23 protein-coding genes are annotated in these 22,678 nt (G+C 53.4%); 20 read left to right on the top strand and 3 right to left on the bottom strand.

The annotated features are described in order from the left end of the window. Positions 1-121: 121 nt before the first annotated feature. From METH11B_RS29235 to METH11B_RS0119965, 7 genes are all read left to right on the top strand, one after another. Positions 122-277: a hypothetical protein gene (locus METH11B_RS29235; protein WP_155931149.1), complete on the top strand. Its 156-nt coding sequence runs from the start codon at positions 122-124 to the stop codon at positions 275-277. A 198-nt stretch (positions 278-475) separates the two neighbouring features. After that, positions 476-991 (top strand): RNA polymerase sigma factor, encoded by a 516-nt coding sequence (locus tag METH11B_RS0119990; RefSeq protein ID WP_026603537.1) that lies wholly within the window; start codon positions 476-478, stop codon positions 989-991. A 12-nt stretch (positions 992-1,003) separates the two neighbouring features. Continuing rightward, on the top strand, positions 1,004-1,960 hold the full coding sequence (locus METH11B_RS0119985; protein ID WP_026603536.1) for a FecR family protein: 957 nt from the start codon (positions 1,004-1,006) through the stop codon (positions 1,958-1,960). A 127-nt stretch (positions 1,961-2,087) separates the two neighbouring features. Then, positions 2,088-4,433, top strand: a complete 2,346-nt coding sequence (locus tag METH11B_RS0119980; protein WP_051427077.1) for a TonB-dependent receptor domain-containing protein — start codon at positions 2,088-2,090, stop codon at positions 4,431-4,433. 12 nt (positions 4,434-4,445) lie between these two features. Further along, positions 4,446-5,642, top strand: coding sequence for a PepSY-associated TM helix domain-containing protein (locus METH11B_RS0119975; RefSeq protein WP_026603534.1), 1,197 nt, complete (start codon positions 4,446-4,448; stop codon positions 5,640-5,642). 149 nt (positions 5,643-5,791) lie between these two features. Next, the gene (locus METH11B_RS0119970; RefSeq protein ID WP_020483106.1) at positions 5,792-6,694 is read left to right on the top strand and encodes a cation diffusion facilitator family transporter; all 903 of its coding nucleotides are present in this window, start codon (positions 5,792-5,794) and stop codon (positions 6,692-6,694) included. 48 nt (positions 6,695-6,742) lie between these two features. Beyond that, positions 6,743-8,071 (top strand): D-alanyl-D-alanine carboxypeptidase family protein, encoded by a 1,329-nt coding sequence (locus METH11B_RS0119965; RefSeq protein ID WP_231499645.1) that lies wholly within the window; start codon positions 6,743-6,745, stop codon positions 8,069-8,071. Positions 8,072-8,079: 8 nt separating this feature from the next. Here the strand turns inward: METH11B_RS0119965 and METH11B_RS0119960 are convergent, their stop codons facing one another. Further along, the gene (locus METH11B_RS0119960) at positions 8,080-8,286 is read right to left on the bottom strand and encodes a SlyX family protein (protein ID WP_026603533.1); all 207 of its coding nucleotides are present in this window, start codon (positions 8,284-8,286) and stop codon (positions 8,080-8,082) included. A gap of 129 nt (positions 8,287-8,415) precedes the next feature. On the opposite strand from METH11B_RS0119960, the gene METH11B_RS0119955 reads away from it, so the two are divergent. From METH11B_RS0119955 to METH11B_RS0119940, 4 genes are read left to right on the top strand one after another with little or no spacing between them, the layout of a single operon-like run. Next, positions 8,416-8,718: a DUF6763 family protein gene (locus METH11B_RS0119955; RefSeq protein ID WP_020483109.1), complete on the top strand. Its 303-nt coding sequence runs from the start codon at positions 8,416-8,418 to the stop codon at positions 8,716-8,718. Between the two features lie 8 nt (positions 8,719-8,726). Then, positions 8,727-9,575: an ATPase gene (locus METH11B_RS0119950; RefSeq protein WP_036276250.1), complete on the top strand. Its 849-nt coding sequence runs from the start codon at positions 8,727-8,729 to the stop codon at positions 9,573-9,575. A gap of 13 nt (positions 9,576-9,588) precedes the next feature. Beyond that, positions 9,589-10,653 carry a homoserine O-succinyltransferase MetA gene (gene metA / locus METH11B_RS0119945; protein WP_026603531.1) on the top strand — a complete coding sequence of 355 codons (1,065 nt, stop codon included), beginning with the start codon at positions 9,589-9,591 and terminating at the stop codon, positions 10,651-10,653. Beyond that, positions 10,653-11,117: a nucleoside deaminase gene (locus tag METH11B_RS0119940; protein WP_026603530.1), complete on the top strand. Its 465-nt coding sequence runs from the start codon at positions 10,653-10,655 to the stop codon at positions 11,115-11,117. Before metA ends, METH11B_RS0119940 begins: the two co-directional genes overlap by 1 nt. Here the strand turns inward: METH11B_RS0119940 and METH11B_RS0119935 are convergent. Next, on the bottom strand, positions 11,111-11,557 hold the full coding sequence (locus METH11B_RS0119935) for a hypothetical protein (RefSeq protein ID WP_152428846.1): 447 nt from the start codon (positions 11,555-11,557) through the stop codon (positions 11,111-11,113). The genes METH11B_RS0119940 and METH11B_RS0119935 overlap by 7 nt on opposite strands. A gap of 206 nt (positions 11,558-11,763) precedes the next feature. On the opposite strand from METH11B_RS0119935, the gene hslV reads away from it, so the two are divergent. From hslV to METH11B_RS0119890, 9 genes are all read left to right on the top strand, one after another. Next, entirely contained in the window at positions 11,764-12,324 is a 561-nt protein-coding gene (gene hslV / locus METH11B_RS0119930; protein WP_020483114.1) for an ATP-dependent protease subunit HslV, read from the top strand. A 4-nt stretch (positions 12,325-12,328) separates the two neighbouring features. After that, the gene (gene hslU / locus METH11B_RS0119925; RefSeq protein ID WP_026603529.1) at positions 12,329-13,648 is read left to right on the top strand and encodes an ATP-dependent protease ATPase subunit HslU; all 1,320 of its coding nucleotides are present in this window, start codon (positions 12,329-12,331) and stop codon (positions 13,646-13,648) included. Between the two features lie 2 nt (positions 13,649-13,650). Beyond that, positions 13,651-14,040 carry a gamma-butyrobetaine hydroxylase-like domain-containing protein gene (locus METH11B_RS0119920; RefSeq protein ID WP_026603528.1) on the top strand — a complete coding sequence of 130 codons (390 nt, stop codon included), beginning with the start codon at positions 13,651-13,653 and terminating at the stop codon, positions 14,038-14,040. Between the two features lie 8 nt (positions 14,041-14,048). Continuing rightward, positions 14,049-14,798: a bifunctional demethylmenaquinone methyltransferase/2-methoxy-6-polyprenyl-1,4-benzoquinol methylase UbiE gene (ubiE, locus tag METH11B_RS0119915; RefSeq protein ID WP_020483117.1), complete on the top strand. Its 750-nt coding sequence runs from the start codon at positions 14,049-14,051 to the stop codon at positions 14,796-14,798. 9 nt (positions 14,799-14,807) lie between these two features. Further along, complete coding sequence (locus METH11B_RS0119910; RefSeq protein WP_026603527.1) at positions 14,808-15,434, top strand: ubiquinone biosynthesis accessory factor UbiJ; 627 nt, start codon at positions 14,808-14,810, stop codon at positions 15,432-15,434. 13 nt (positions 15,435-15,447) lie between these two features. Then, positions 15,448-17,016, top strand: a complete 1,569-nt coding sequence (ubiB, locus tag METH11B_RS0119905) for a ubiquinone biosynthesis regulatory protein kinase UbiB (protein WP_036276246.1) — start codon at positions 15,448-15,450, stop codon at positions 17,014-17,016. A gap of 174 nt (positions 17,017-17,190) precedes the next feature. Further along, positions 17,191-17,688, top strand: a complete 498-nt coding sequence (locus METH11B_RS0119900; protein WP_026603525.1) for a hypothetical protein — start codon at positions 17,191-17,193, stop codon at positions 17,686-17,688. A gap of 1,052 nt (positions 17,689-18,740) precedes the next feature. Next, positions 18,741-20,327, top strand: coding sequence for an AAA family ATPase (locus METH11B_RS0119895; protein WP_036276244.1), 1,587 nt, complete (start codon positions 18,741-18,743; stop codon positions 20,325-20,327). Between the two features lie 10 nt (positions 20,328-20,337). Next, positions 20,338-21,147: a general secretion pathway protein GspB gene (locus METH11B_RS0119890; protein ID WP_026603523.1), complete on the top strand. Its 810-nt coding sequence runs from the start codon at positions 20,338-20,340 to the stop codon at positions 21,145-21,147. 62 nt (positions 21,148-21,209) lie between these two features. Here METH11B_RS0119890 and METH11B_RS0119885 read toward each other — a convergent pair whose 3' ends face one another. Then, entirely contained in the window at positions 21,210-22,643 is a 1,434-nt protein-coding gene (locus METH11B_RS0119885) for a DcaP family trimeric outer membrane transporter (RefSeq protein WP_231499644.1), read from the bottom strand. Positions 22,644-22,678: the final 35 nt, after the last annotated feature.

Here is a 22,678-nt window from a genome sequence, read left to right as displayed (position 1 = left end):
TGACCGCCCGGCCGCAGAGATACCCAAGGTTCTTAACGTAAAACTTGCAAAGCTGAAGACGTCAAACGGGCGGCTTATCCAGGCTTTGGACTCCTGAAAACGCCACGATGCCGATTTGGCGATGTTTGAAAACAAACCTGTCTGGGTTGGAAAAGCTGAAAGTATTCATGTCGATACTTCAGTAACGGCCATGGTATGTAGCATGACCGAGCATCTGGATATGCTCAAGGACAACTTTCCCTCGATTCCTGCCGAAAATAGCTTCCATTGCGGCTGATTTGAGCAGAAACACCAGGTCATATGCCGCACGAAACTGCGTTATATGACATAGTTTTAGATGTAATCCTTCCCCCTACGCCTCGCCATCAACAACCTTACAGCCAAGCATTACCTGGATTGGCCGGCTGCCTGCGTTTATTGGCACACAGCTTGCGGCAATTTCCGTCTTCCCTTCACAAAATCCGGAGCCTGTCGCTTGTCCGTCATCGCCATCCAGCACGATCAGATAGCCGAATTATTTCTGAATCATAAAGAAGCCATCGTCGATTTTTTGCTGCAAAAGGTAAAGTGCCCCGATGCCGCACAAGATCTGAGTCAGGAGACTTATTTACGTTTACTGGGCAAGGACAGTCTGGCGCACACCGACAATCTGCCCGGTTATCTGTTTCGTACCGCCGAACGACTGTCGATAGACTTTATTCGCCACCATCAGCTTAGCGGCGCAAAGACTCAAGGCTTAGACGACGAGCTGACTTGCCCGCTTATGCAACCCGAGGACTTTGCCATTCTTAGCCAGCAATGCGAGCGCCTGTTACTGGCTATCGCCAGCCTGCCACGGCAATGCCGACATATTTTACTGCTGCGCAAGATCGACGAATTAACTTATGCGCAAATCGCCGGACAACTGGGCATCTCCGAAAAGACCGTGCAACGCCAATTGGTCAAAGCCATGCTGCACTGCCATCAGATGTTCAACGACGTGCGTTACTAAACCGGCCAATCAATGAAGGCGCCTAACCTTTCGCAAGAACAACAGATTCTTAAACAAGCCGCGACATGGTTTGTGGAGTTGCAGTCCGAATACTGCAACGACAGGCGGCGGCAAGCATTCGCGCAATGGCTTCTGCAAAACCCCGCGCATCAGCAGGCTTACGATGACATAGCCAGCCTTTGGGGAAACCTGGATAAGCTAAAAACCCGCGAGGTAGCTGGTTTGAGTGCCGCACGCTCAGCGCGGCCCCGCATCTGGCGAAACGGCAAAATGTTAACCGGCAGCCTGCTGCTTGCGACGATATTGACCGGCGCATGGCTGGACTTCAAGGCCCCTAGCAGGGTTTACCAAACAGGCATTGGCGAACGGCAAACCTTGCAGCTGGCCGACGGTTCCCAACTGCAATTGAATACAGACACACAACTGCGTGTGCGACTGTCCTGGTGGCGCCGCGAGATCGAATTGCAGCAAGGCGAAGCCATGTTCAACGTCGCCCATCAGGCTTGGCGCCCTTTTAACGTACATACCGGCAATCTACAAATTAAAGACATCGGCACCGTGTTTAACGTGCGGCACGATGCTTTGGGCACCGCCGTATCGGTACTGGAAGGCGAAGTGGCCCTGTACGCCGGCCGCAGCTGGTTTGGCGAAAATTTACCGGCCGGCTTCAGCCGCAAGATAGACCCAAACGGCCACTGGCAAAAATCCGAAAAACCCAATCCCGAACAAGTGGCGGCATGGCTTAACGGCCAGCTGTTGTTCGACCATACCCCGCTGACCGAAGTCGTCGCGGAATTGGAGCGTTATCACGCCGTGCGTTTTGCGTTTGCCGATCCTACTTTGGCCAAACAAACCCTGAGCGGCAGTTTCAATAGCGCCGATCTCAAGCCGTTTCTACAAGCCCTGGAAAAAATCCTGCCTATCCGCGTACAACGCCAAAAGCAAACCATCGTGCTTTACAGCCGCTAACAAGCAAGTGTGCGCTTTCGGGTTCAAAAAAATATTCCGCAAAAATGTCCAGTTTGACCAGTCTGCTTCGTTAATGGGGTATGGCGAATCAAAAAATATTGCCACCCACGACTAACAGGAGATGATCATGGATTGCAAACTTAACACCCCACCTGAGAAAAAACCGCGCCGACGGGCGCCGCTGCTGGCTTTGGCCCTAGCTGCTTCAATAGACGCAAGCGCGGCAGACAGCTCCGGCGCGAGCATAGACCTTCCCGCGCAGCCGCTGGCAGCTACGTTGGAGAACCTGGCAAAGTCCACCAATACCAAACTGATATACGCCGACTCAGTGGTGCAAGGCTTGCAAGCCCAGCCGCTGAAGGGCAATTACACTGTACAACAGGCCTTGGAAAAAGTGTTAAGTCAGAACGGCTTACAGTACGAGCAAGTGGGCGAAGGCGTAATTGCGGTTAAAAAAGTCCCAGCACCAAAAGCACAAGCCATCAAGGACGATTCGATTTTCGAGCTGGGTGCGGTCACCGTTAGTGATCAAGCAGAAAATGTAAAATTAACCAGCAAGGACATCGCCACTTCGGTGGACATCATGTACGCCGATAAGATCGCCGACCAAAACGTGTTGACGGCCTACGACTTATTCCACCGTATGCCCGGCGTCCAAGTTACTCAATTCGGCCAAGGCATTACGACCGGAAAAATGTCGTTTCGCGGCTTCAATGGCGAAGGCCGGGTTAACGCGGTCAAATTACTGATCGACGGCGTTCCCAGCAACACCAACAGTGGCGACACCTATTTCATCGACTCGCTGTTTCCGCTGGACATCGAGTCGATTGAAGTGGTGCGCGGTACCAACGACGCCCGCTACGGCCTGCACTCTTTTGCCGGTAACATCAGCATGAACACCACCGCTGGCGGCAACTACGCCAAGGGCCGGCTCAGTTACGGCAGTTTCAATACCCACGACATCCAGTCCGGGCTGGGTTACGAAAAAGACGGTCTCTCGCAAAACTATCAAATATCCTATCGTGCCAGCGACGGCTACCGCGACCACAGCGACACCGATAAAAACAGCTTTTCCGGCAAATGGTTTTACACCCCGGACGACCAAAAATACAAAATAGGTCTGATCGCCCGCTGGAGCGAAGCCGGCGCTCAAGAACCCGGCTATATGACTTACCAGGAACAGTTACTCAATCAAACCCAAACCTTCGCCCGAAATGCCACCGACGGCGGCAAACGTACGGTTGGTCAAGTCAGCACCCATTTGGATGTCAACCTCAGCAAAACCTTATTCTGGTCGTCCAAGGTTTACGGTAACTTATTCGACGACCAACGTTACGTGACCTATGGTCCAGGCGCGGCGCAGCAAGAACGCGACCGCGATGAAATCCAGTACGGCGCGATGACCTCGCTAACCTACCATCCGGTTGTCAGTTGGTTGGACGACTTTTCGCTGGAAACCGGTTTCGATTTCCAGCAGCAGGAGAACAAATACCTGCGTTATTTGACCGATAGCCGGGTTCGCCGTAGCAGCGGTTTGCGTAACGACGAGAAGTGGGATTTCTTGAACTACGGCGGCTACATTCAGGCCGTGATCAAACCCTTCAAATGGTTAAAGCTGACACCGGGCTACCGTGCCGATATCATCGACGGCAGCTTTTTCAACTACCGCCCCGGCACCACCTTCGGCTCTTCACCGTTGAACGATTACGGCACGATTTCGCAGCCGAAAATCGGCGCGGTGATTACGCCAATCGAAGGTTACAGCCTTTACGGTAACTGGGGCCGCACCTTCCAGGTCGGCCTGGGACAGGCAACCTTCATCGGCCGTAACCAAGCCAACATTGGCCCCTCGTTGAACGATGGCTGGGAAGTTGGGGTCAAGCTGAAACCGGTGGATTGGGCCGAGGGCCGGGTCGCCTATTGGGCACAAGACGCCAGCAACGAAATCAGCCGCAATTTGGCTAGCGTCGATTCGACGATGATCGGTGCCACCAAGCGCCAGGGCGTGGACATTGAAGTCAAGGTCTACCCCACCGACAAAGTCGGCGTTTGGGCGGCCTACTCTTTACAGGAAGCTAAAGTCACCAATCCGCCGGTGGTTTCGGCTGGCACTATGGAATACGTCGCCGGCAATCAGGTGGTCAATACCCCGAATTATTTGTTTTCGGCCGGTATCGACTACCAAATTTTGCCGCAATTGCGTTCTTCGCTGTGGACCAGCGGCCAAGGCGATTACTTTGTCGATCAAGCCAATCAACGCGGCCAATACGGGGAATACGCCCTACTTAACCTCGATTTGGGCTATCAGGTGACCAAGGAAGTGGAATTGCAATTTCAAGCCAAAAACCTGACCGATGCGCGCCGGGAATACGTTTGGTACGACGAAACTTTCGGCGCCACCGCCCAACCGTTCTTCTCGCCGGGCGACGGCATTGCCTTCTACGGCGCCGTCAACGTCAAGTTCGACTACTAAGCTCGCATCACCATGAAATTAACGGCCGGCAAAAAACAGGCTAGACGCCAGTTTTGGCTGGCCGTGCATTTGTATCTAGGCTTATCCTTGGGGCTGATCATCGCGCTGGTCGGTCTGACCGGCAGTCTATTGGTGTTTTATATCGATCTGGACGAGTGGCTGAATCCGCAATTGATCATTTCCGAACCCAGCCCCCAACGGCAAAGCTACGAAGATATTTTTCAAGCCTTGCGCCGGGCAGAACCTACCCGGCAACGCGGCTGGCGGCTGGAAATACCAGACGATCCGCAGCGGGCGATCACCGCCCGCTACTATAAGCCGCAAGAAACCGAGCATCACGGCTTTGCCCCGCTGATGTTGTCGGTCGATCCTTATACCGGCTCGGTACTCGCCAATCGCTTCTGGGGCGAATTTGCGATGACCTGGCTTTACGATCTGCATTACAAATTGTTGCTGGACGAAACCGGCAAGATATTGATGGCTATCGTGGGCGGCTTGTTGCTGATGTCCTTGGTCAGCGGCGTCTATCTGTGGTGGCCGCCGCTGCACAAATTAAAGAGCGCTTTGAGCCTAAAGCGACATGCCAGCCGCGAACGCTTAAATTACGATCTACATAAACTGGCGGGCGTCTACAGCTTAATCGTGATGCTGGTATTGGCGGTAACCGGGGTAGCTTTGGAGATTCCGCAATATGTCAATCCTATACTAGGTTATTTCTCGCCTTTGCAGGCATCGCCCGCGCCAAAATCGGCCATAACCCAAAACAACCCAGCCCGCATCAGCCTGGATCAAGCCGTCGCTGTCGGCCAAGCCCGCTTCCCGCAGGCGCGCCTGTGCTGGATAGAAACGCCGCACGACACCAACGGCAGCTATCGCATCAATCTGCGCCAAGCCGGCGAACCCAGTCTGCGCTTTCCCAAAACCAATGTCTGGGTGGATCAATATTCCGGCCAGGTGTTGGCCATCAGCAATCCGGATGAGCTTGGCGGCTCCGATACCGTCATTAACTGGCTGCATCCGCTGCATACCGGCGAAGCGTTTGGTTTGACCGGCCAATTGCTGGTGTTATTCTCCGGCCTCGTCTGCCCAATACTGTTTATCACCGGGCTGATACGCTGGCTGCAAAAACGTCGCGGTCGGCGTACGACCAAACGGCAGTCGCTCAGCGCAAAAAACCAGCCGCTATCGCCCCAAATGCTGAATCGATAACACCTTTGTGGTTTATGGCTGGTAACGGCTAAGTATTTGCGGCAAATTCGCTCGACTCATCTAAAATCTGCATAATTACTCGATCCGTTTCGGTGGCGTTTGCCGTAAATGGTCGCTACTCAATTCTTGATTTTAAAAGCACAACACTCATGTCTCACAGTAATTCGGCCTCAGCCATCATTTATGCGTTCGCCGCCAATCTGGGCATCGCCTTGACCAAAACCGGCGCGGCAGTCTGGACCGGCTCCGGCTCGCTGCTGGCGGAAGCCATTCATTCCTTTGCCGATTGCGGCAATCAGGTCTTGTTGTTTATTGGTATGAAACGCTCGGCGCGGGCAGCAACGCAGCACCATCCCATGGGCTTTGGCCGGGAAGCGTATATCTGGTCGATGATGGTAGCGATTACGCTATTCTCGGTGGGCGGATTATTCTCGATCCACGAGGGTTGGTTGCGTTATCACGAACCGCATACCGTGGAAAACGCCGGTATGGCTTTGGCGATATTGGCTATCGCCGTGGTTTTGGAAGGATTTTCGTTGCGCGCTGCCTTGGCAGCGATGGAAAACGAGCGTGGCGAACGGGGCATTTGGCAATGGTTTAAAGAAACTCAATCCAGCGAATTGATGGTGGTGATCGGCGAGGACTTGGCCGCGCTGCTTGGCTTGGTGATAGCCGCGGCGATGCTGGGTTTGACTATGCTTACCGGCAATTCAGCCTACGACGCGGTTGGCTCGATGTTGATCGGCGCATTGTTGGTGGTAGTGGCGGTGTTAATCGGCCGAGAAGTGCATTCTTTACTGCTCGGCGAAGCCGATGTCACGATTCGCGATGCAGTGCAAAGCTATCTGGAAAAACAAGGCTGTATCAACCGTGTGCTGAATATTTGGGCTGTTAGCCACGGCAGCCAAGTGATGCTGGCGATTAAAGCCGAATTGCTGGCGGATTTGAGCGTGGGGGAAGCTGTTGAATTAATTAACGGAATGGAAAAACAGATCAAAATCGACCATCCTCGCGTGAATTGGGTCTTTTTCGAAATCGATAATTCTGATTAAATAATACAGTCAAATGTTTAGGCCACATATCTGGAGCAAAGTAATAACTTGAGCACCCTACCGAAAACCCGTTTAGCGCTACTTTCTCTAGCTTGCCTAATGTTGCAGAGCGCTCCTGCGGCCGCCAGATACGCGGCAATCGTGATCGACGCCGACACTGGCCGCGTGGTCCACGAAACCGAATCCACCCAACGCTGGTATCCCGCGTCGTTGACCAAGGTCATGACCATCTATTTAACGCTTTCGGCATTAGAAAATGGCCGTCTGCGACTGACCGATACCGTGTTTGCGTCAAAACACGCCGCCTCGCAACCGCCTTCCAAACTGGGTTTGCGCACCGGCCAAAGTTTGACGGTAGAACAAGCCATCATGGCGGTCACCACTCGTTCCGCCAATGACGCAGCCGTAGTACTGGCGGAAAAGTTGGGCGGCACGGAAAGCAATTTTGCGACGATGATGACTCAACAAGCACGTACCCTGGGCATGTACAACAGCTCGTTCGAAAACGCCAGCGGCTTGCCAAACGACGGTCAAATCAGTAGCGCCCGTGACTTGGCCTTGTTGTCCGCCGCCTTGATTCGCGACTTCCCGCAACATTATCATTATTTTTCGGCGACGGAATTTAACTACAAAGGGCGGGTAATGCCCAATACCAACCGCATCCTGAAAAGCTATCCGGATGCCGACGGTCTGAAAACCGGTTTTACCTGCGGCTCCGGCTACAACCTGATCGCCTCGGCCAAACGCAACGGCCACCGCTTGATCGGCGTGTTATTAGGCGCGCACAGCAGCGGCGAACGCTTTGAACAAATGGGCAATCTGTTGGATATGGGCTTTGCCAATAGCGAAAAAGGCCTGTTCGGCGAACATATTTCGCAATTGAAGGATTACAGCGCCCTGCCGCCGCCGTTTCAGTTGTCGTCAAACCGTTGTGCCGGCAGTGCGGAACAAATGGGCGCCGACTCCGGCAGCAGCCGATATGAGCCGATTCGAATAAATGCGCCTTACAACAGCCGCCGCGAAAAACTCACGCAATTGGCGCAAGCCAAGCCGCAAAGCCACGGCAGCGTTTGGACGGTTAGCATGGGCAGTTATCCGAGAAAAATCGATGCCGATGTCAATCTACAGCGTGCGCGTAATGCTCTTGGTCCGTTAGCTAAATCCGGGCGGGCCGGCATCGTCAAAACCAAATCAAAAGGCAGCACTGCTTGGCGAGCCCAATGGACCGGCTTACAACAAGACGACAGTCAGGATTTTTGTCGGCGCTTGCGCGCCAAACGCATGGATTGCAGCGCCTCGCCACAACCCAGAACAAGTTTGGCGACAGCTTCCAACCCAACCAAGCAGCTACGCCGCGTCAGCCAGCGTAAGTCGTAATTTATACCTCAGTAATGGGGCGGACGCTCGTCGACCGCTCCGGCTTGGCGATCATCCAGCGCCAGGCTTTTGATCTTGTCGTGCAGCAATTTACAGGTTTCTTCCAGTTTGCCGATTTGCTTTTGCTGGTCTGCCACCACTTGGTTCAAGGCCTGAATCAAATCTTCCTGGTACGCTTGTTTGATCTCCAATTCGATGAATCTGTCTTCGCTCATGGCTCCCGCCGCTGACTGTGTAAATTTGCCATTCTAATCGAAAATCCCCACAGTTTTGCCCCATACACTCGCACAGCTTCTATAAACTCGCTATCATTGATAAGTCATCAACATAGCGAGGATGCAACTATGGCAACCATTACAGATCCGGTCATTGGCCGTTGGTATAAAGACCTGGAAAGTAATCTCACCTTCAAGGTCGTAGCGATTGAAGGTAACGACGAATCGGTGGAAGTGCAGTTCGCCAACGGCGACTTGGGCGAGTACGACAACGAATCCTGGTACGGTTCTACTATCGATTACATAGAAGACCCGGAAGATTGGAGCGCGCCCTTCGACGACCTGGAAGCCGACGATCTGGGCTACACAGACCCTGATCGCCACGCCCGCCCGGATGCGGAAGATTTGGACATTAGCGATTTGTTGGATTGAGATAATTTATGAGAATGACCCCGCAACAATTTCTGGACTGGGAATCCAAGAGTATCACCCTGCTGGCCATGTCCGGCGCCGGCAAGACCACCCTCTCGGCCAAGTTACCCAGGGATAAATGGTTTCATTACTCCGGCGATTACCGTATCGGCACCAAATACCTGGAAGAGCCGATTCTGGACAACATCAAGCAGCAAGCCATGGGTGTACCGTTTTTACGCGACTTGCTCAAATCCGATTCCATCTACATTTGCAGCAATATCACCGTGGAAAACCTGGCGCCGGTGTCCAGCTTTCTGGGCAAAATTGGCGATCCGGCCAAGGGCGGCTTGTCGCAAGCCGAATTCAAACGCCGCCAAGCGCTGCATCATCAAGCCGAAATCGCGGCAATGAACGACGTGCCGGACTTCATCCACAAAGCCGAAGACATCTACGGCTACAAGCATTTCATTAACGATGCCGGCGGTAGCGTTTGCGAACTGGATTGCCCGGAAGTCCTGGAAAACCTGGCCAAACACACTTTAATCGTCTACATCAAAATTCCACCGGCCTTGGAACAAACCATCATCGACCGCGCCAAACAAGACCCAAAACCCTTGTATTACCGGCCGGAATTCGTCGATGAAAAACTGACACAATTCATGGCTGAGCACGGTTACAGCTCTACAGACCAGATTCCTCCCGACGAATTCGTCAGCTGGGTGTTTCCGGAGTTGTTCAAAGCCAGGGTACCGCGCTACGAAGCGATTGCCGCCCAGTACGGCTACACCATCAGCGCCGACGAAACCGCCAAAGTTACTAACGAAGACGACTTTATCCGTCTGATTGCCGAGGCGATCGCCCGGCAACAATCCTGAGACCGTTCTTGTAATGCCGCTAGTTGCCCATACCGCTTTACCCACTTTTCAGCGCCTGCACGAAGAAGGCGAAGAAATTCTCAGCCCGGACCGCGCCAGCCATCAATCGATCAGAGAATTGCATATCGGTTTGCTGAATATCATGCCGGACGCGGCCCTGGAAGCCACCGAGCGCCAATTTTTCCGCTTGGTCGGTGCCTGCAATCAAATCGCGCAGTTTCATGTGCATCCATTTACGATTGAGGGTCTGGAAAGAAGTCCGCAAGCCCAGGAACATATTCATAGGTTCTACGAATCCTTTGAGCAAATTAAACAGGATGGCCTGGATGCCTTGATTATCAGCGGCGCCAACGTCACCCACGATCATTTGCAAGATGAGGATTTTTGGCGGCCGTTAACCGAAGTGTTCGAATGGGCCACGCAAAACGTCACCTCGGTACTCTGCTCTTGCCTGGCCACCCATGCCTTCATTCAGCATTGTTACGGTGTGGAGCGCACCCGTCTGCCTGCCAAACGCTGGGGCGTTTTTTCGCACAAAGTGGTCGATAGACAGCATCCCCTGGTGGCGGAAATCAATACCCGCTTCGACGTGCCGCATTCGCGCTTCAACGAAGTATTTCAGCGCGACATGGAAAAACACGGACTGAAAGTCCTGGTGGCAAGCGAAACTGCCGGCGTGCATCTGGCCGTCAGTCCGGACGGCTTTCGCATCGTGTTCTTCCAGGGCCATCCGGAGTACGACGACATCAGCCTGCTTAAAGAATATAAGCGCGAAGTGCTCAGGTTTTATCATGGCGAGCGCGACGATTATCCGCCCTACCCCGAGCATTATTTCAATAGCGAAGTACAACAGTTACTAGCCGAGTACGCAGAACACGTGAAAGAGGCCAAGCTGGGCAATTGCCTACTGCAAGCGATGCCGGAAAATCAGATCATTGAACACTTGGACATCACTTGGCGGGATTCCGCTAAAGCCGTGTTCAATAACTGGCTGGGGAAGGTTTATCAGATAACCAACGAAGACCGCCGGCTACCGTTCATGGACGGCATCGATCCTGATAATCCCCTGGATTTGTAATGCATCAAGGCTTTCTGAACCAAGCTATCGCGTTGGCCTGCGACAACATCGAAAACGGCGGCGGGCCGTTCGGCGCGATTGTGGTCAAAGACGGCGAAATTATTGCCGCCAGCGGCAATCGAGTCACGCCGGATCTGGACCCGACCGCGCATGCCGAAATTGTGGCGATTCGGCTGGCTTGCCAGCAACTAGGCGATTTTCAATTAAACGATTGCACACTCTACACCAGCTGCGAGCCTTGCCCAATGTGCTTGGGCGCCATTTATTGGGCAAGACTGCAAGCCGTTTATTACGCTTGCGACCGTTTCGACGCCGCTAGAGCCGGATTCGACGACGGATTTATTTACACCGAAATCGACAAACCCGCCGCACAACGCCGGATCGCCATGCAACAGCTAGGGCTAGACGCCGCCAACCGCCCTTTCGAATTGTGGCGGATCAAAACAGATAAAATTCGCTACTGAGCGGCAGCGGGCTGCTCCGCCGGTTTAGCGGCTTCTTCGCCTTTGATTTTAAGTAACCAGCCATCCTGGCCCAGACAACCGCTTTCCAATTTACTTTCCGCTGATTTAGCGGTGATATGCACTCGGGCAAACCCCGGAGTCAATGGCGGCAATTTGGCAGACACAAAATAAAAGGTCTTTTTATCCACCACGTTGACTTTCATTTTTTCGCCACGCGCTTCGGCGGTCACAGTCAAAGGATCAGCGTTGTGGGAGACATGAAACGAGACATCTGAACCCGCATCGACCTCAGTTTTTTGCTCGGGCACAAAATCCCGGAATTTCGGCCTTTTACACTCTTTTAACCTTTCTTCTTCATCCGGCGACAAAGCCAGCGCCGCACTTGAAAACACCATAGCACTCAGTAAGCACGCACCTCTCCAGCGATTTGACAATTTCATGACTACCCTCTTGTTGTTATTGTAATGTTGGAAACGCCGGTCAATGCGGCGCCTCCTTAAAATACCAGCACTTTGAACTTTAATCAGTTTTCTTACTTTGTTCAATATTTGCGCCTTTTACCCACCATACTTGCGGTTTTAAACTTCTACCCCATCGCCGCCGAGAACATGTAAAATCGCCGCCTTTCCCTTTTTCATTCACAGACATGACGAATTTCAGAGGCACCACCATTCTTTCCGTCAGACGCGGCGACAAAGTCGTGATCGGCGGCGATGGCCAAGTCACCCTGGGCAACACCGTGATGAAGGGCAATGCCCGTAAAGTCAGACGCTTGTATCACGATAAAGTGATAGCCGGATTCGCCGGCGCCACCGCCGATGCGTTTACCCTGTTCGAACATTTCGAAGGCAAGCTGGAAAAACATCGCGGCAATCTGACCCGCGCCGCCGTGGAAATGGCCAAAGACTGGCGCACCGACCGCGCCCTGCGTAAATTGGAAGCGCTGTTAATCATCGCCGACAGCAAAACCTCGCTGGTGATATCCGGCACCGGCGATGTAATAGAACCGGAATACGATTTTATTGCCATCGGCTCCGGCGGTGCGTTTGCGCAAAGCGCCGCCCGCGCCTTACTGGAAAACACCGAACTGAGCGCCCGCGAGATCGTCGAAAAGTCCCTGGGCATTGCCGCCGATATTTGCATCTACACCAATCACAATCTGCGTATCGAAGAATTAGACGCCGAACCACAACCGGCACAAGAGTAAAACCATGAGTCAAATGACCCCCAGAGAAATCGTCAGCGAACTGGACAAACACATCATCGGCCAAGCCGCAGCCAAACGTTCCGTCGCCATTGCCCTACGTAACCGTTGGCGCCGCAGCCAAGTTGCCGCCGAACTGCGCGACGAAATCACCCCGAAAAATATACTAATGATAGGCCCCACCGGGGTCGGCAAAACCGAAATCGCCCGTCGTCTGGCGCGCTTGGCCAACGCCCCATTTATCAAAATCGAAGCCACCAAATTCACCGAAGTGGGTTATGTCGGGCGCGATGTGGAATCGATTATTCGCGATTTGATCGATAGCGCTGTGAAAACCACCCGCATCTCGGCGATGGAACGGGTGCAAAACCGCGCAGCCGATGCCGCTGAAGAGAAGGTTCTGGACATTCTATTGCCGCGCGCCGAAGGCGGCATGCTCTCGGAATCAGAGGAATCGACGCGACAAAAAATGCGCAAAAAATTGCGCGAAGGCGACTTGGACGATAAGGAAATTCAAATCGACGTCGCCGCACCAGCAGTAGGTGTGGAAATCATGGCCCCACCGGGCATGGAAGAAATGACCAGCCAATTGCAAGGCATGTTTCAAAACCTGGGCAGCGGTCGCACCAAAACCCGGAAACTAAAAATCAAGGATGCCTTGAAACAGTTGCAGGAAGAAGAAGCCGGCAAACTGGTCAACGAAGAAGAAATCAAACAGACCGCGCTGGAAGCCGTCGAGCAGCACGGTATTGTGTTTTTGGATGAGATCGACAAGATTTGCAAACGCTCGGAAATGGGCGGCGGCGAAGTCTCCCGCGAAGGCGTGCAACGCGATTTATTGCCGCTGGTGGAAGGCAGCACCGTCACCACCAAGTACGGCATGATCAAGACCGATCATATTTTGTTTATCGCTTCCGGTGCATTTCATTTGACCAAACCGTCCGATCTGATCCCGGAACTGCAAGGCCGCTTCCCGATTCGGGTGGAATTGAATGCCTTGAGTGCGGACGACTTTGTGCGTATTCTGACTGAGCCCGACGCTTCCCTGACCGAGCAATATCAGGCGCTGCTTAAAACTGAAGGGGTTGACGTACAATTCAGCGCTGACGGCATCAAACGCATCGCCGAACTGGGCTGGCAAGTCAACGAAAAAACCGAAAACATCGGCGCCCGCAGATTACACACCATTCTGGAAAAGCTGTTGGAGGATATTTCCTTTGATGCGCCGGATCTGGTCGAAAAGTCCATCAACATAGACGCCGCCTACGTAGACGCACATCTGATGGAACTGGCCGACGACGAAGACCTTAGCCGTTATATCTTGTAATTATGCGTGTAAAAATCACCCCCACTCATCGCGTCCCGACCGAAATTAAGTTGCACAAGGTTTCGGCGATCCTGGAAATCCATTTCGACGACGAGAGCATTTACGAACTGCCCAGCGAATATCTGCGGGTGTTTACTCAATCGGCGGAAGCGGTCGGCCACGGCCCCGGCCAGGAAACCCTGCAAATCGGCAAGCAAGACGTGATGATCACCGACATCCAGCCGGTTGGCAATTACGCGATCAAGCTGGTGTTCAGCGACGGTCACGACACCGGCATTTATAGCTGGGATTTGCTTTACAAACTGGGTTCGGATTTCCCCCTTTTGTGGTCGAACTATCTGGAAGAATTGAAAGCCGCCGGCCTCAGCCGCCGCTCGCCCCTAACCAATTAAAGAACATCATGACAAACGACAATACCACCCATTTTGGTTTCAAACAGGTTCCCAAACAGGAAAAAGTGGCGCTGGTGCGCGGCGTGTTCGACTCGGTCGCCAGCCAGTACGATGTCATGAACGACTTGATGTCCATGGGTATCCACCGCATCTGGAAACGTGTGGCGGTGCAACTGGCCAACGTTCGGGAAGGCGACAGTGTGCTGGATTTGGCTGGCGGGACCGGTGACTTGACCAAGCTGTATGAAAAACGCGTGGGCAAATCCGGCCAAGTGGTACTGGCGGACATCAACGCGGCGATGCTGCGCACCGGCCGCGACCGGCTCATCGATCATGGTTTGAGCGGCAACATCCGCTACGCCCAAGTCAATGCCGAATGCCTACCGTTTGCCGACAACACTTTCGATTGCGTGACCATCGGCTTTGGTTTGCGCAACGTCACCGATAAAGACGCCGCCTTGCGGTCCATGTACCGGGTATTGAAACCGGGCGGCCGCGTCATCGTGCTGGAATTTTCACATCCCATCGATCCGATTACCGAAAAGGTCTACGACTTTTACTCGTTCAATCTGCTGCCGAAAATCGGTGCGATTGTGGCTAAAGACGAAGACAGCTACCGTTATCTGGCCGAGTCGATCCGCATGCACCCCAAACAAGACGAACTCAAGCAAATGATGGAAAACGCCGGCCTGGAACGTTGCGAATATTTCAACATGACTCAAGGCATTGTTGCCGTTCACCGCGGCTATAAGTTTTAAACAAGCACTATGCTCAAGCCGCTTTTTATTGCCACACTGGAAGGCGCGCTGAATCGCTATTTGGCGCTGGATGACAACTTGGAGCAATACCTGAGGCCGATGGCCGGTAAAGTTATTGCTTTGCACATTTCTTCATTTGACAGCAATCTCTATCTCTGCCCCACGGTAAATAGCATCCAGGTACTCGAAAGCTATCCAGGATCCGCAGATGCCACGCTGAGTGGCTCTCTGTCGGCACTGGGTTTGATGGGCTTAAGCGCCGCGCCGATGCGGTCCTTATTCAAAGGCGAAGTGCGCATCGAAGGTGACACCCAGTTGGCGCGCCGTCTGCAGCGGCTATTTGAAAAGTTGGACATCAATCTAGAAAGCAAAATCGCCCGCTATACCGGCGATGCCTTTGCCCAGCGCCTGACCAAGCTGTTTCGCAGCAGCCGCGATTGGACACAGCACAGCCTGACAACTTTTCGCTTAAACCTGGAAGAGTTTCTGCAAGAAGAAACCCGCGAATTACCCGCCAAATCCGAGGCCGAGTTAGTCTTTCGAGACATAGATACTTGCCGCAGTGATTGCGACCGCCTCAGCGCCCGCCTCGACCGTCTGGAAGCCTTGACCCAACCAACATCTGCGCCTCAATAACAAGGACCTGCCCGTGATTCGCCCGAAAATTCTGATGCGCCTCATCCATATCAACTGGGTGATGATGTTCCATGGCTTGGATGAAATTGTTTTAAAAACCCATTTGTTTCGCCCTATCCGTTATATCGCGTTTTTGTCGCCGAATTATTGGACCAGCAAAGCCCGCGAACCGCGCGGTGCGCGTATTCGTAAAACCCTAGAAGACCTGGGACCGATCTACGTGAAATTCGGCCAAACCCTGTCGACTCGCAAGGACTTGCTACCTGAAGACATCGCGGAAGAACTGGTCAAACTGCAAGATAAAGTCCCGCCGTTTTCCGCAGAAACTGCCCGAAAAATCATCGAGCAACAGCTGGGGCAATCGATAGAAGAAGCCTTTGCCGAATTCGATCCGCAACCCTTGGCCTCGGCGTCGGTGGCGCAAGTGCATACCGCGACGCTGAACACTGGCGAAAAAGTCATCGTTAAAGTCTTACGTCCAGACATCGAAGACAAAATCCATTCCGATGTGGGCTTGCTATACGAATTGGCGCGTCTGGCTGAACGCTTTTGGAGTGACGCCCGCCGCCTTCGGGCGATGGAAATCGTCGCCGAGTTCGAAAAGACCATCCTCGACGAACTGGATCTGGTAAGGGAAGCCTCCAACGCCAGCGCCATCCGCGCCAATTTCAAGAATTCCGAGATGCTCTACATCCCGGAGATCCATTGGCCACTGACCCGCCGCAAAGTGTTGGTGATGGAACGAATCTACGGCGTGCCGGTCGGCGACATCGAGGCCTTGCGCAAAGGCAACGCCGATTTCAAAAAGCTGGCTGAGCGCGGCGTGGAAATTTTCTTCACCCAAGTGTTTCGAGACAACTTTTTCCACGCTGACATGCATCCGGGCAATATTTTCGTGCAATTGCCGGACAAATATCTGGCAGTGGATTTCGGCATCGTCGGCAGCCTGTCCAGCACCGACCAGCGTTATCTGGCCGAAAACTTCCTGGCGTTTTTCAACCACGATTACCGCCGCGTGGCGCAAATGCACATCGAATCCGGCTGGGTGCCGGCTTCCACCCGCGTAGAAGAATTTGAAGCGGCAATTCGTAGCGTCTGCGAACCAATTTTCGAGAAGCCCTTAAAAGACATTTCGTTTGGCTTGCTGCTGCTCAGACTGTTCCAGACTGCTCGCCGCTTCGACATGGTCGTACAGCCGCAACTGGTGTTGTTGCAAAAAACTCTTTTGAACATCGAAGGTTTAGGCCGCCAGCTCTATCCTGATCTGGATTTATGGCAAACCGCCAAACCGTTCCTGGAAAACTGGTTCAAAGAGCGCGTCGGTCCGGCGAAAAAAATCAAAGAACTGTTCGCCAAATTCCCGGAAATCAGCGAACAAATTCCGGAAGTGCCCGGCCTGATATTCCAAGCCCTGCAAAGCGCTGCGCACATGGAGCAGCAGTTGCAGCAGCAGCAAAAAGATATGCTGGAGCTACGTAAGCAACTTAAACGTAACAACACCCGCACCTTGCGGGCTATTCTCAGCGCGGCGGTTTTGATTGCGGCGGCGATAGTGTTGCAGTCGCCGTTGTTTGGGGGGTAAGTGGTTGGTTTTTCTTCGCGAGGCGAAATCCAACCGGCACTTCACATGGCCTAGGGCGAGAGACAGAAGACAATATACTCTATAGAACATAGAGTTATTGGAGCCAGATTTGATTCGCGATAGATATGCAGTTAGCTATCTAATTACTTGTTAGCGTAGAAAGAGAGGATAAACGTGCAAAAAATCCACCCGTTGCAAGAGAAAGCATTTCCGCTTCTGCGAAGCTTGTACCTAGATGAAAATTTAGGTGTTACTAAAGCAATGCATGCCGCTCTCGCGAATTACTATCCGCCACTAGATGAAATTCTTGGAACGTTGAATAGATACAAAAAACATGAGCGGGTTACAAGGTTCGTTGCAGAGAACTTGGAGTTCATCGAGTCTGCAAATCACGAAATAGAAGCACAAAAACAACAAAAACAAGTCGAACCGTTTCAAACAGAAGAAGACAATCTTGCCTTGTCTTGGTTATCAGAACGTTGGTCAAAACCAGTCGATTTGCTAAAGTCTAAATCAACCAGGGAAATAGAAGAGGCGCTCTCAAATTCGTTAAGCGAGTTATGTAGCGGTCCGGTATCTATAGTTATTAAAAATATCTCCTACAATCGTAAAGCTCTCGATAATACAGTTGCCATTGAACTCTCAGTAGAAGCGGTGCGCTTTGAACGCTAACAACCGCGTAATTCCAACCTCTGCCGAAATGCGGGATAAGGGCCGTAGGGCCCATTAGCGATAACGTATGCGCAGAATGAATCAATACATGGCGCAATGCCCGTTGGTTATTGCGCCCTAGGGGTCAGACGTAGGGTGGGCACGGTTTTTGTGCCCACGCGGTTAATAGGCTTTCGTGTCTTGTGTCGCTAACGCGACGGTTGCTTTAATGTCGGGTGTCGGCCCGACAGCCGAGATACTTTTCTTTGCTTTTCCAAAGAAAAGTATCCAAAAGAAAAGACACCCGGATGCCGCTTATTCCCTGCGCTCCTCGCTTTTGAACGGGGTTGCCGAAAGGGGCTTCCTGCCCCTTCGGCAACGCGCCGCATCCCTGCGGCGCCCCTAACGGGCTGATCCGCTCAAAAGCTCCGGTGCTCGGCGCGGCATACGGGAGAAACCCATCCCGATTTTCAGTGGCCCTCTGTAGGTCCGATTAGCGAAGCGTAATCGGACGCATGTTGGCAACGCCTTAATAACTTGGGGCATATGCTACCTCGCAAATGGTCCAAACGATGTTTCGCATGTCCCTCGTTCCTCCGAATACGCTTCGCTATTCGGAGCTACACCATCATTCCTCTAAATCCAAAAGAACCGTCAAAGCCCTTTAAGCTCGCGACGGGGTTTCCCCGTATGCCGCGCCGAGCACCGGAGCTTTTGGTGGGAATAGCCCGAAGGGGTGCGGCAGGGATGCCGCACGTTGGCGAAGGGGCAGGAAGCCCCTTTAGCCAACCCCCACCAAAAGCTTCGGAGCGCAGGAAACAAGCGGCATCCGGGCGGCTTTTCTTTTGGTGACTTTTCTTTGGCCAAACAAAGAAAAGTTACTCGGCTGTCGGGCCGAGACCCGACATTAAAACCAACCGTTGCGTTAGCGACACCTATAAACCAAGCTTTACAAGTCATTCCCCCGATTACGCTGCACTAATCGGGGCCCTTGGAGTGGCACAGACTTTTAAGTGCAATTTCCCCCAGTTTGAATTAGCATCGTGCGACCATTTTCTTGAAGCGCCAGAACCTTGTATCAGCAATACTTCAATTTCAGCGAATTGCCTTTCTCAATCTCGCCTGACCCGCACTTCATGTTCATGAGCGAGCGGCATCAGGAAGGCTTGGCGCATTTGCTTTATGGCATTAATCAAGGGGGTGGGTTTGTCGCTTTGACTGGCGAGGTAGGCACTGGTAAGACCACGCTGTGTCACTGCCTGCTGCAGCAATTGCCGGACAACGTCGATATTGCCTTAATTTTGAATCCTAAATTAACGGTACAGGAATTACTGGCAACAATCTGCGACGAATTGGGCATTAACCATGCCGGTTTTGCGGCCAAACAGCTGATTGACGCCATCAATCAATACCTGCTGGCCGCTTATTCGCAAGGCAGGCGAACGGTTTTGTTGATCGACGAAGCGCAGAACCTTAGCTTGGACGTTTTGGAGCAAATTCGCTTACTGACCAATCTGGAAACCAGCAAAGCCAAGCTGTTACAGATCATTTTGGTCGGGCAGCCGGAACTGAATGCGCTGCTGCTTCGCCAAGACTTGCGCCAGCTCAATCAGCGCATCACCGCACGCTATCATTTGTTGCCGCTGTCGCTCGACGAGACACGGGCTTATATTCGCCACCGGTTGCGGGTCTGCAAGGGTAGTCATCGTCTATTCAACCCCGCGGCCATCCGCAAGATTTACCACTATTCGCAAGGCGTACCCCGCTTGATCAACATTCTCTGCGACCGGGCCTTGTTGGGCGCTTACGCCACCAACGCGCGGGAAATCAGCCCGGCGATCATTCGGCGGGCGGCGCAGGAAGTGCTGGGGTCGGTAAAAACAAAACGACGCTGGTATGGCGCAGCCGCAGCGATTTTGGCGTTCGGCGCCGCGGCGGGATTGCAATTTTGGCATCCGGCAATGCCCGTTATCGAACCGGCCAAACCGGTTGTTACCCAACAAGCCATGCTGCCGGCACCGCCGATCCCCGCCGCCAAGCCGGTCAGCTTTGCCGATCAGTTGGAGCATGCCGGCCTCAGCTTTTCCGAAGCATTGGCCGAGTCGCTGAAGACTTGGCATCTATCCTCCCCCCCTGGCCGCGCAGCGGATTGTGCGACGGTGGCGGCTCTGGGTTTGAGTTGCTTATTCGGCAAGGGCAACTGGCAAGAACTACTGAGCTTAAACCGGCCGGCGATTCTGGCTTTCTCCGACCCTACCGGCGCCAAACGCTATGTGTTATTGACAGGCATTGACGACGATTCGGCAATCATCCGCTTAAAGGACACCGTCAACATCCCGCTGGCGGAGCTTTTGACCATCTGGGACGGCAATTATTTGCTACTGTGGCGGCTGCCGCACCCCGGGGTTACGGAAATCGCACCGGCGCAGCAGTCCGCAGCAGTACTCTGGCTGCGCGAACAGCTAGGTAAAATCAACGGCAAACCTGCCGGCGACATGGCCTCCCAAGTGTTCGATGAAACGCTAAAAGCCGAGTTGATTGCTTTCCAACACCGACAACATCTGACGCCCGACGGCATAGCCGGCGCCCGCACCCTGATACAGCTAGACAATCAAAGCGGAGCCTCTGCTTCGCCCCATTTGGCAATCACCACTCGCTAGGCTTGTTGATATGTCTTACATCTTGAATGCATTGCGCAAATCCGAACGAGAACGCCAAGCCATGCAGCCCGACACGGTGACCAGTCGCATCGCTATCGAGCAAACGCCGGAACGGCACAGCCTGACCAAAGTCATCGTTTCACTGGTCCTGTTGAATTTGGCAATTCTGACCTATTTTCTGGGTATCGCGCCCCAAAAACCCGCAGACAAAGCGCCGCCGGTCGCCAACATCGAAAAACCATCGCCGTTGCTGGCGAAAACAAATCCGCCGCTTCCAGCCGATAGCCGTCCGAAACCGGCTAGGAATTCTCCCGCCCCCAAAATTGAGCAAGCTCGGAACCCGACGCCGACCCCCGAGAAACTTGCAACTAACGCGAAACAACCGATCGAGCCGGCCGTGAGGGTTAAACCGACCATTGCGCCGCAGCAGTCGGTAAAGGCTCTCCCGACGGTCATCGCCCAACCAACGCCGACTAGCAAACCAATTACCGAGCCTGAACCGCTTTCAAGCATGGTTCCGCAATCACACCCGGCCCCCGGCGAAGCTGCGGTCAAAAAACCGGAACCAGTCCCAACTGCACGAGTGCAGAACGATTTGCCCACAATACAAGACTTGCCGCCGGAGCTGCGCCAATCGCTCCCCAGTCTGCCGATCAATGTATTTAGCTATTCGTCAACCCCTGCCGAGCGCTTCGTGATGATCGACATGGTCAAATACGTGCCAGGCCAGACCATCAAAAACCAGTTGGAACTGAAGGAAATCGTGGAGGACGGGATTATCGTCCGTTACGAGGGCCGAGTGTTCAAGATCAAACGTTAATAGCTGTAGGCGGAACACCTATCGGCTTCCGCCCAGCCCATTGGAATTTGTTGCAACCAAGCTCAAAAACTATACTTGGCTGAAAACTGCACCCGCTGTAATACACCGTCCCGACCATCGATCAACTCGCGCGTAGCGTAGGTGTATTCCACGCCCAGCATGGCCTGACTGACTGGGCTCCACAGCAGATTGGCATGCACGGACTGCACCTGCTGGGTCAACACCGTATTGGCATACGTTGGGTAATCCGCCTGCGCAAAGCCATAGGTCAGATTGGAGCGCCATTGCTTATCCCACCAATGTTGATAAGACAACATCCCACCATACGCTTCGACCAGCTCGATAGCGCCATGTTGATCGAGCGCCGCGTCGGCAAAGGTGTTATTGGTGGACACGTAGCGCGCGTCGCCTTTACCGTAATGCACCATAAAGCGCATATTATCCAAACCGAAGGTACTTATCCGTCCGGCCAAGTTAATGCCGCCGCCCCACTCGGCTTGCCTATAACCCGTCGTGCCGTTGGTGTAGCGGACCTGTCTGCCGACCGCCGCCAGGGACACGTTACCCCAATCCGGATTCAGATTGAGCCTTGCCATCAAATCCGGATAACGATCCGCATTAGGGGTGGTGTAATAACCCGCATCCAGATTGGGATTGGCGCTTTTGCTCAATGAGGTTTCCAGCGCACTATCCACCCACAAGCGGCTACGCGGAGCCTCCAGCGCCACTTGCCACTCCATCGGCGTATCCAGCCAATTAAACGGCTCGCTCCAGCGTACCAAAGACTGGCGCAGACTGCTGACCGCCCCAGCCGAACCGCCAACATCCAAGGTATCGGGTAAAGCCGACACGTTCAGATAGGTTGTCCAGGTCTGTCCCGCCAGAAAATGCCCAACAGAACCATAGGCATGCCGCAAGCGCGGCGTATACGTATAGGTGGCAGGATCGCCAAAGAAATCCAGTTCGACATAGGTATTGACATCCCCCCAAGTATTGGGCGTAAACGATTTAAACCATAAACGGCTCTCCTTGCTATGGAACGCAATTTGGCCGCGCTCGCCAGCGGCTCCGACTGGAATTTGCGCCATCGCCAACTGTTGGTCGCCTATTCGATCCCGGCCGGCACTGACACTGTTGAACAGCGTATCCATTTTTACAAAGCCGCCTAAGCCCACGGACGTATCAGTACCGGGAATCTTAAACGTGCCTTTGACATCGCCCACGGTCACGGCCGCCTTCTCTTTGGCTTTATCGCTGGCTGCTCCGGAGCCGGTAAACACCGGTGGCGCCGAGGCCTCCACAGCATGAGCCGTATTGCTGACCGATGCCTTGCCGGCGGCAACTTGCTCGGCGCGGACATGCTGTAACTCCTGCTCCAACTGCTCTATCCTCGAGTTGGAACGATCAACTTGGCTTTGTAACTGAGTCACTTGCTGGCTCAAGGCTTTCAGCAAAGTCTTGATGTCTTCGTCGGCGGCGTGCACAGGGCTAACCATCCAACAACACAACAGCATTGAAAATAGTTTAGGCA

Origin of the sequence: Methylomonas sp. 11b (assembly GCF_000515215.1) — a bacterium.
In the GTDB taxonomy this organism is placed as follows: domain Bacteria; phylum Pseudomonadota; class Gammaproteobacteria; order Methylococcales; family Methylomonadaceae; genus Methylomonas.
Note: the sequence above shows the minus strand (reverse complement) of the source record. Positions and strands in the feature narration are given on the sequence as shown.

What these genes read in the sequence shown, in the direction of transcription:
- METH11B_RS29235 (WP_155931149.1), top strand. Translation starts at nt 122, where the DNA reads ATGTTTGAAAACAAACCTGTCTGGGTTGGAAAAGCTGAAAGTATTCAT.
- METH11B_RS0119985 (WP_026603536.1), top strand. Translation starts at nt 1,004, where the DNA reads ATGAAGGCGCCTAACCTTTCGCAAGAACAACAGATTCTTAAACAAGCC.
- METH11B_RS0119980 (WP_051427077.1), top strand. Translation starts at nt 2,088, where the DNA reads ATGGATTGCAAACTTAACACCCCACCTGAGAAAAAACCGCGCCGACGG.
- METH11B_RS0119975 (WP_026603534.1), top strand. Translation starts at nt 4,446, where the DNA reads ATGAAATTAACGGCCGGCAAAAAACAGGCTAGACGCCAGTTTTGGCTG.
- METH11B_RS0119970 (WP_020483106.1), top strand. Translation starts at nt 5,792, where the DNA reads ATGTCTCACAGTAATTCGGCCTCAGCCATCATTTATGCGTTCGCCGCC.
- METH11B_RS0119960 (WP_026603533.1), bottom strand. Translation starts at nt 8,286, where the DNA reads ATGAGCGAAGACAGATTCATCGAATTGGAGATCAAACAAGCGTACCAG.
- METH11B_RS0119955 (WP_020483109.1), top strand. Translation starts at nt 8,416, where the DNA reads ATGGCAACCATTACAGATCCGGTCATTGGCCGTTGGTATAAAGACCTG.
- METH11B_RS0119950 (WP_036276250.1), top strand. Translation starts at nt 8,727, where the DNA reads ATGAGAATGACCCCGCAACAATTTCTGGACTGGGAATCCAAGAGTATC.
- metA (WP_026603531.1), top strand. Translation starts at nt 9,589, where the DNA reads ATGCCGCTAGTTGCCCATACCGCTTTACCCACTTTTCAGCGCCTGCAC.
- METH11B_RS0119940 (WP_026603530.1), top strand. Translation starts at nt 10,653, where the DNA reads ATGCATCAAGGCTTTCTGAACCAAGCTATCGCGTTGGCCTGCGACAAC.
- METH11B_RS0119935 (WP_152428846.1), bottom strand. Translation starts at nt 11,557, where the DNA reads ATGAAATTGTCAAATCGCTGGAGAGGTGCGTGCTTACTGAGTGCTATG.
- hslV (WP_020483114.1), top strand. Translation starts at nt 11,764, where the DNA reads ATGACGAATTTCAGAGGCACCACCATTCTTTCCGTCAGACGCGGCGAC.
- hslU (WP_026603529.1), top strand. Translation starts at nt 12,329, where the DNA reads ATGAGTCAAATGACCCCCAGAGAAATCGTCAGCGAACTGGACAAACAC.
- METH11B_RS0119920 (WP_026603528.1), top strand. Translation starts at nt 13,651, where the DNA reads ATGCGTGTAAAAATCACCCCCACTCATCGCGTCCCGACCGAAATTAAG.
- ubiE (WP_020483117.1), top strand. Translation starts at nt 14,049, where the DNA reads ATGACAAACGACAATACCACCCATTTTGGTTTCAAACAGGTTCCCAAA.
- METH11B_RS0119910 (WP_026603527.1), top strand. Translation starts at nt 14,808, where the DNA reads ATGCTCAAGCCGCTTTTTATTGCCACACTGGAAGGCGCGCTGAATCGC.
- METH11B_RS0119890 (WP_026603523.1), top strand. Translation starts at nt 20,338, where the DNA reads ATGTCTTACATCTTGAATGCATTGCGCAAATCCGAACGAGAACGCCAA.
- METH11B_RS0119885 (WP_231499644.1), bottom strand. Translation starts at nt 22,643, where the DNA reads ATGGTTAGCCCTGTGCACGCCGCCGACGAAGACATCAAGACTTTGCTG.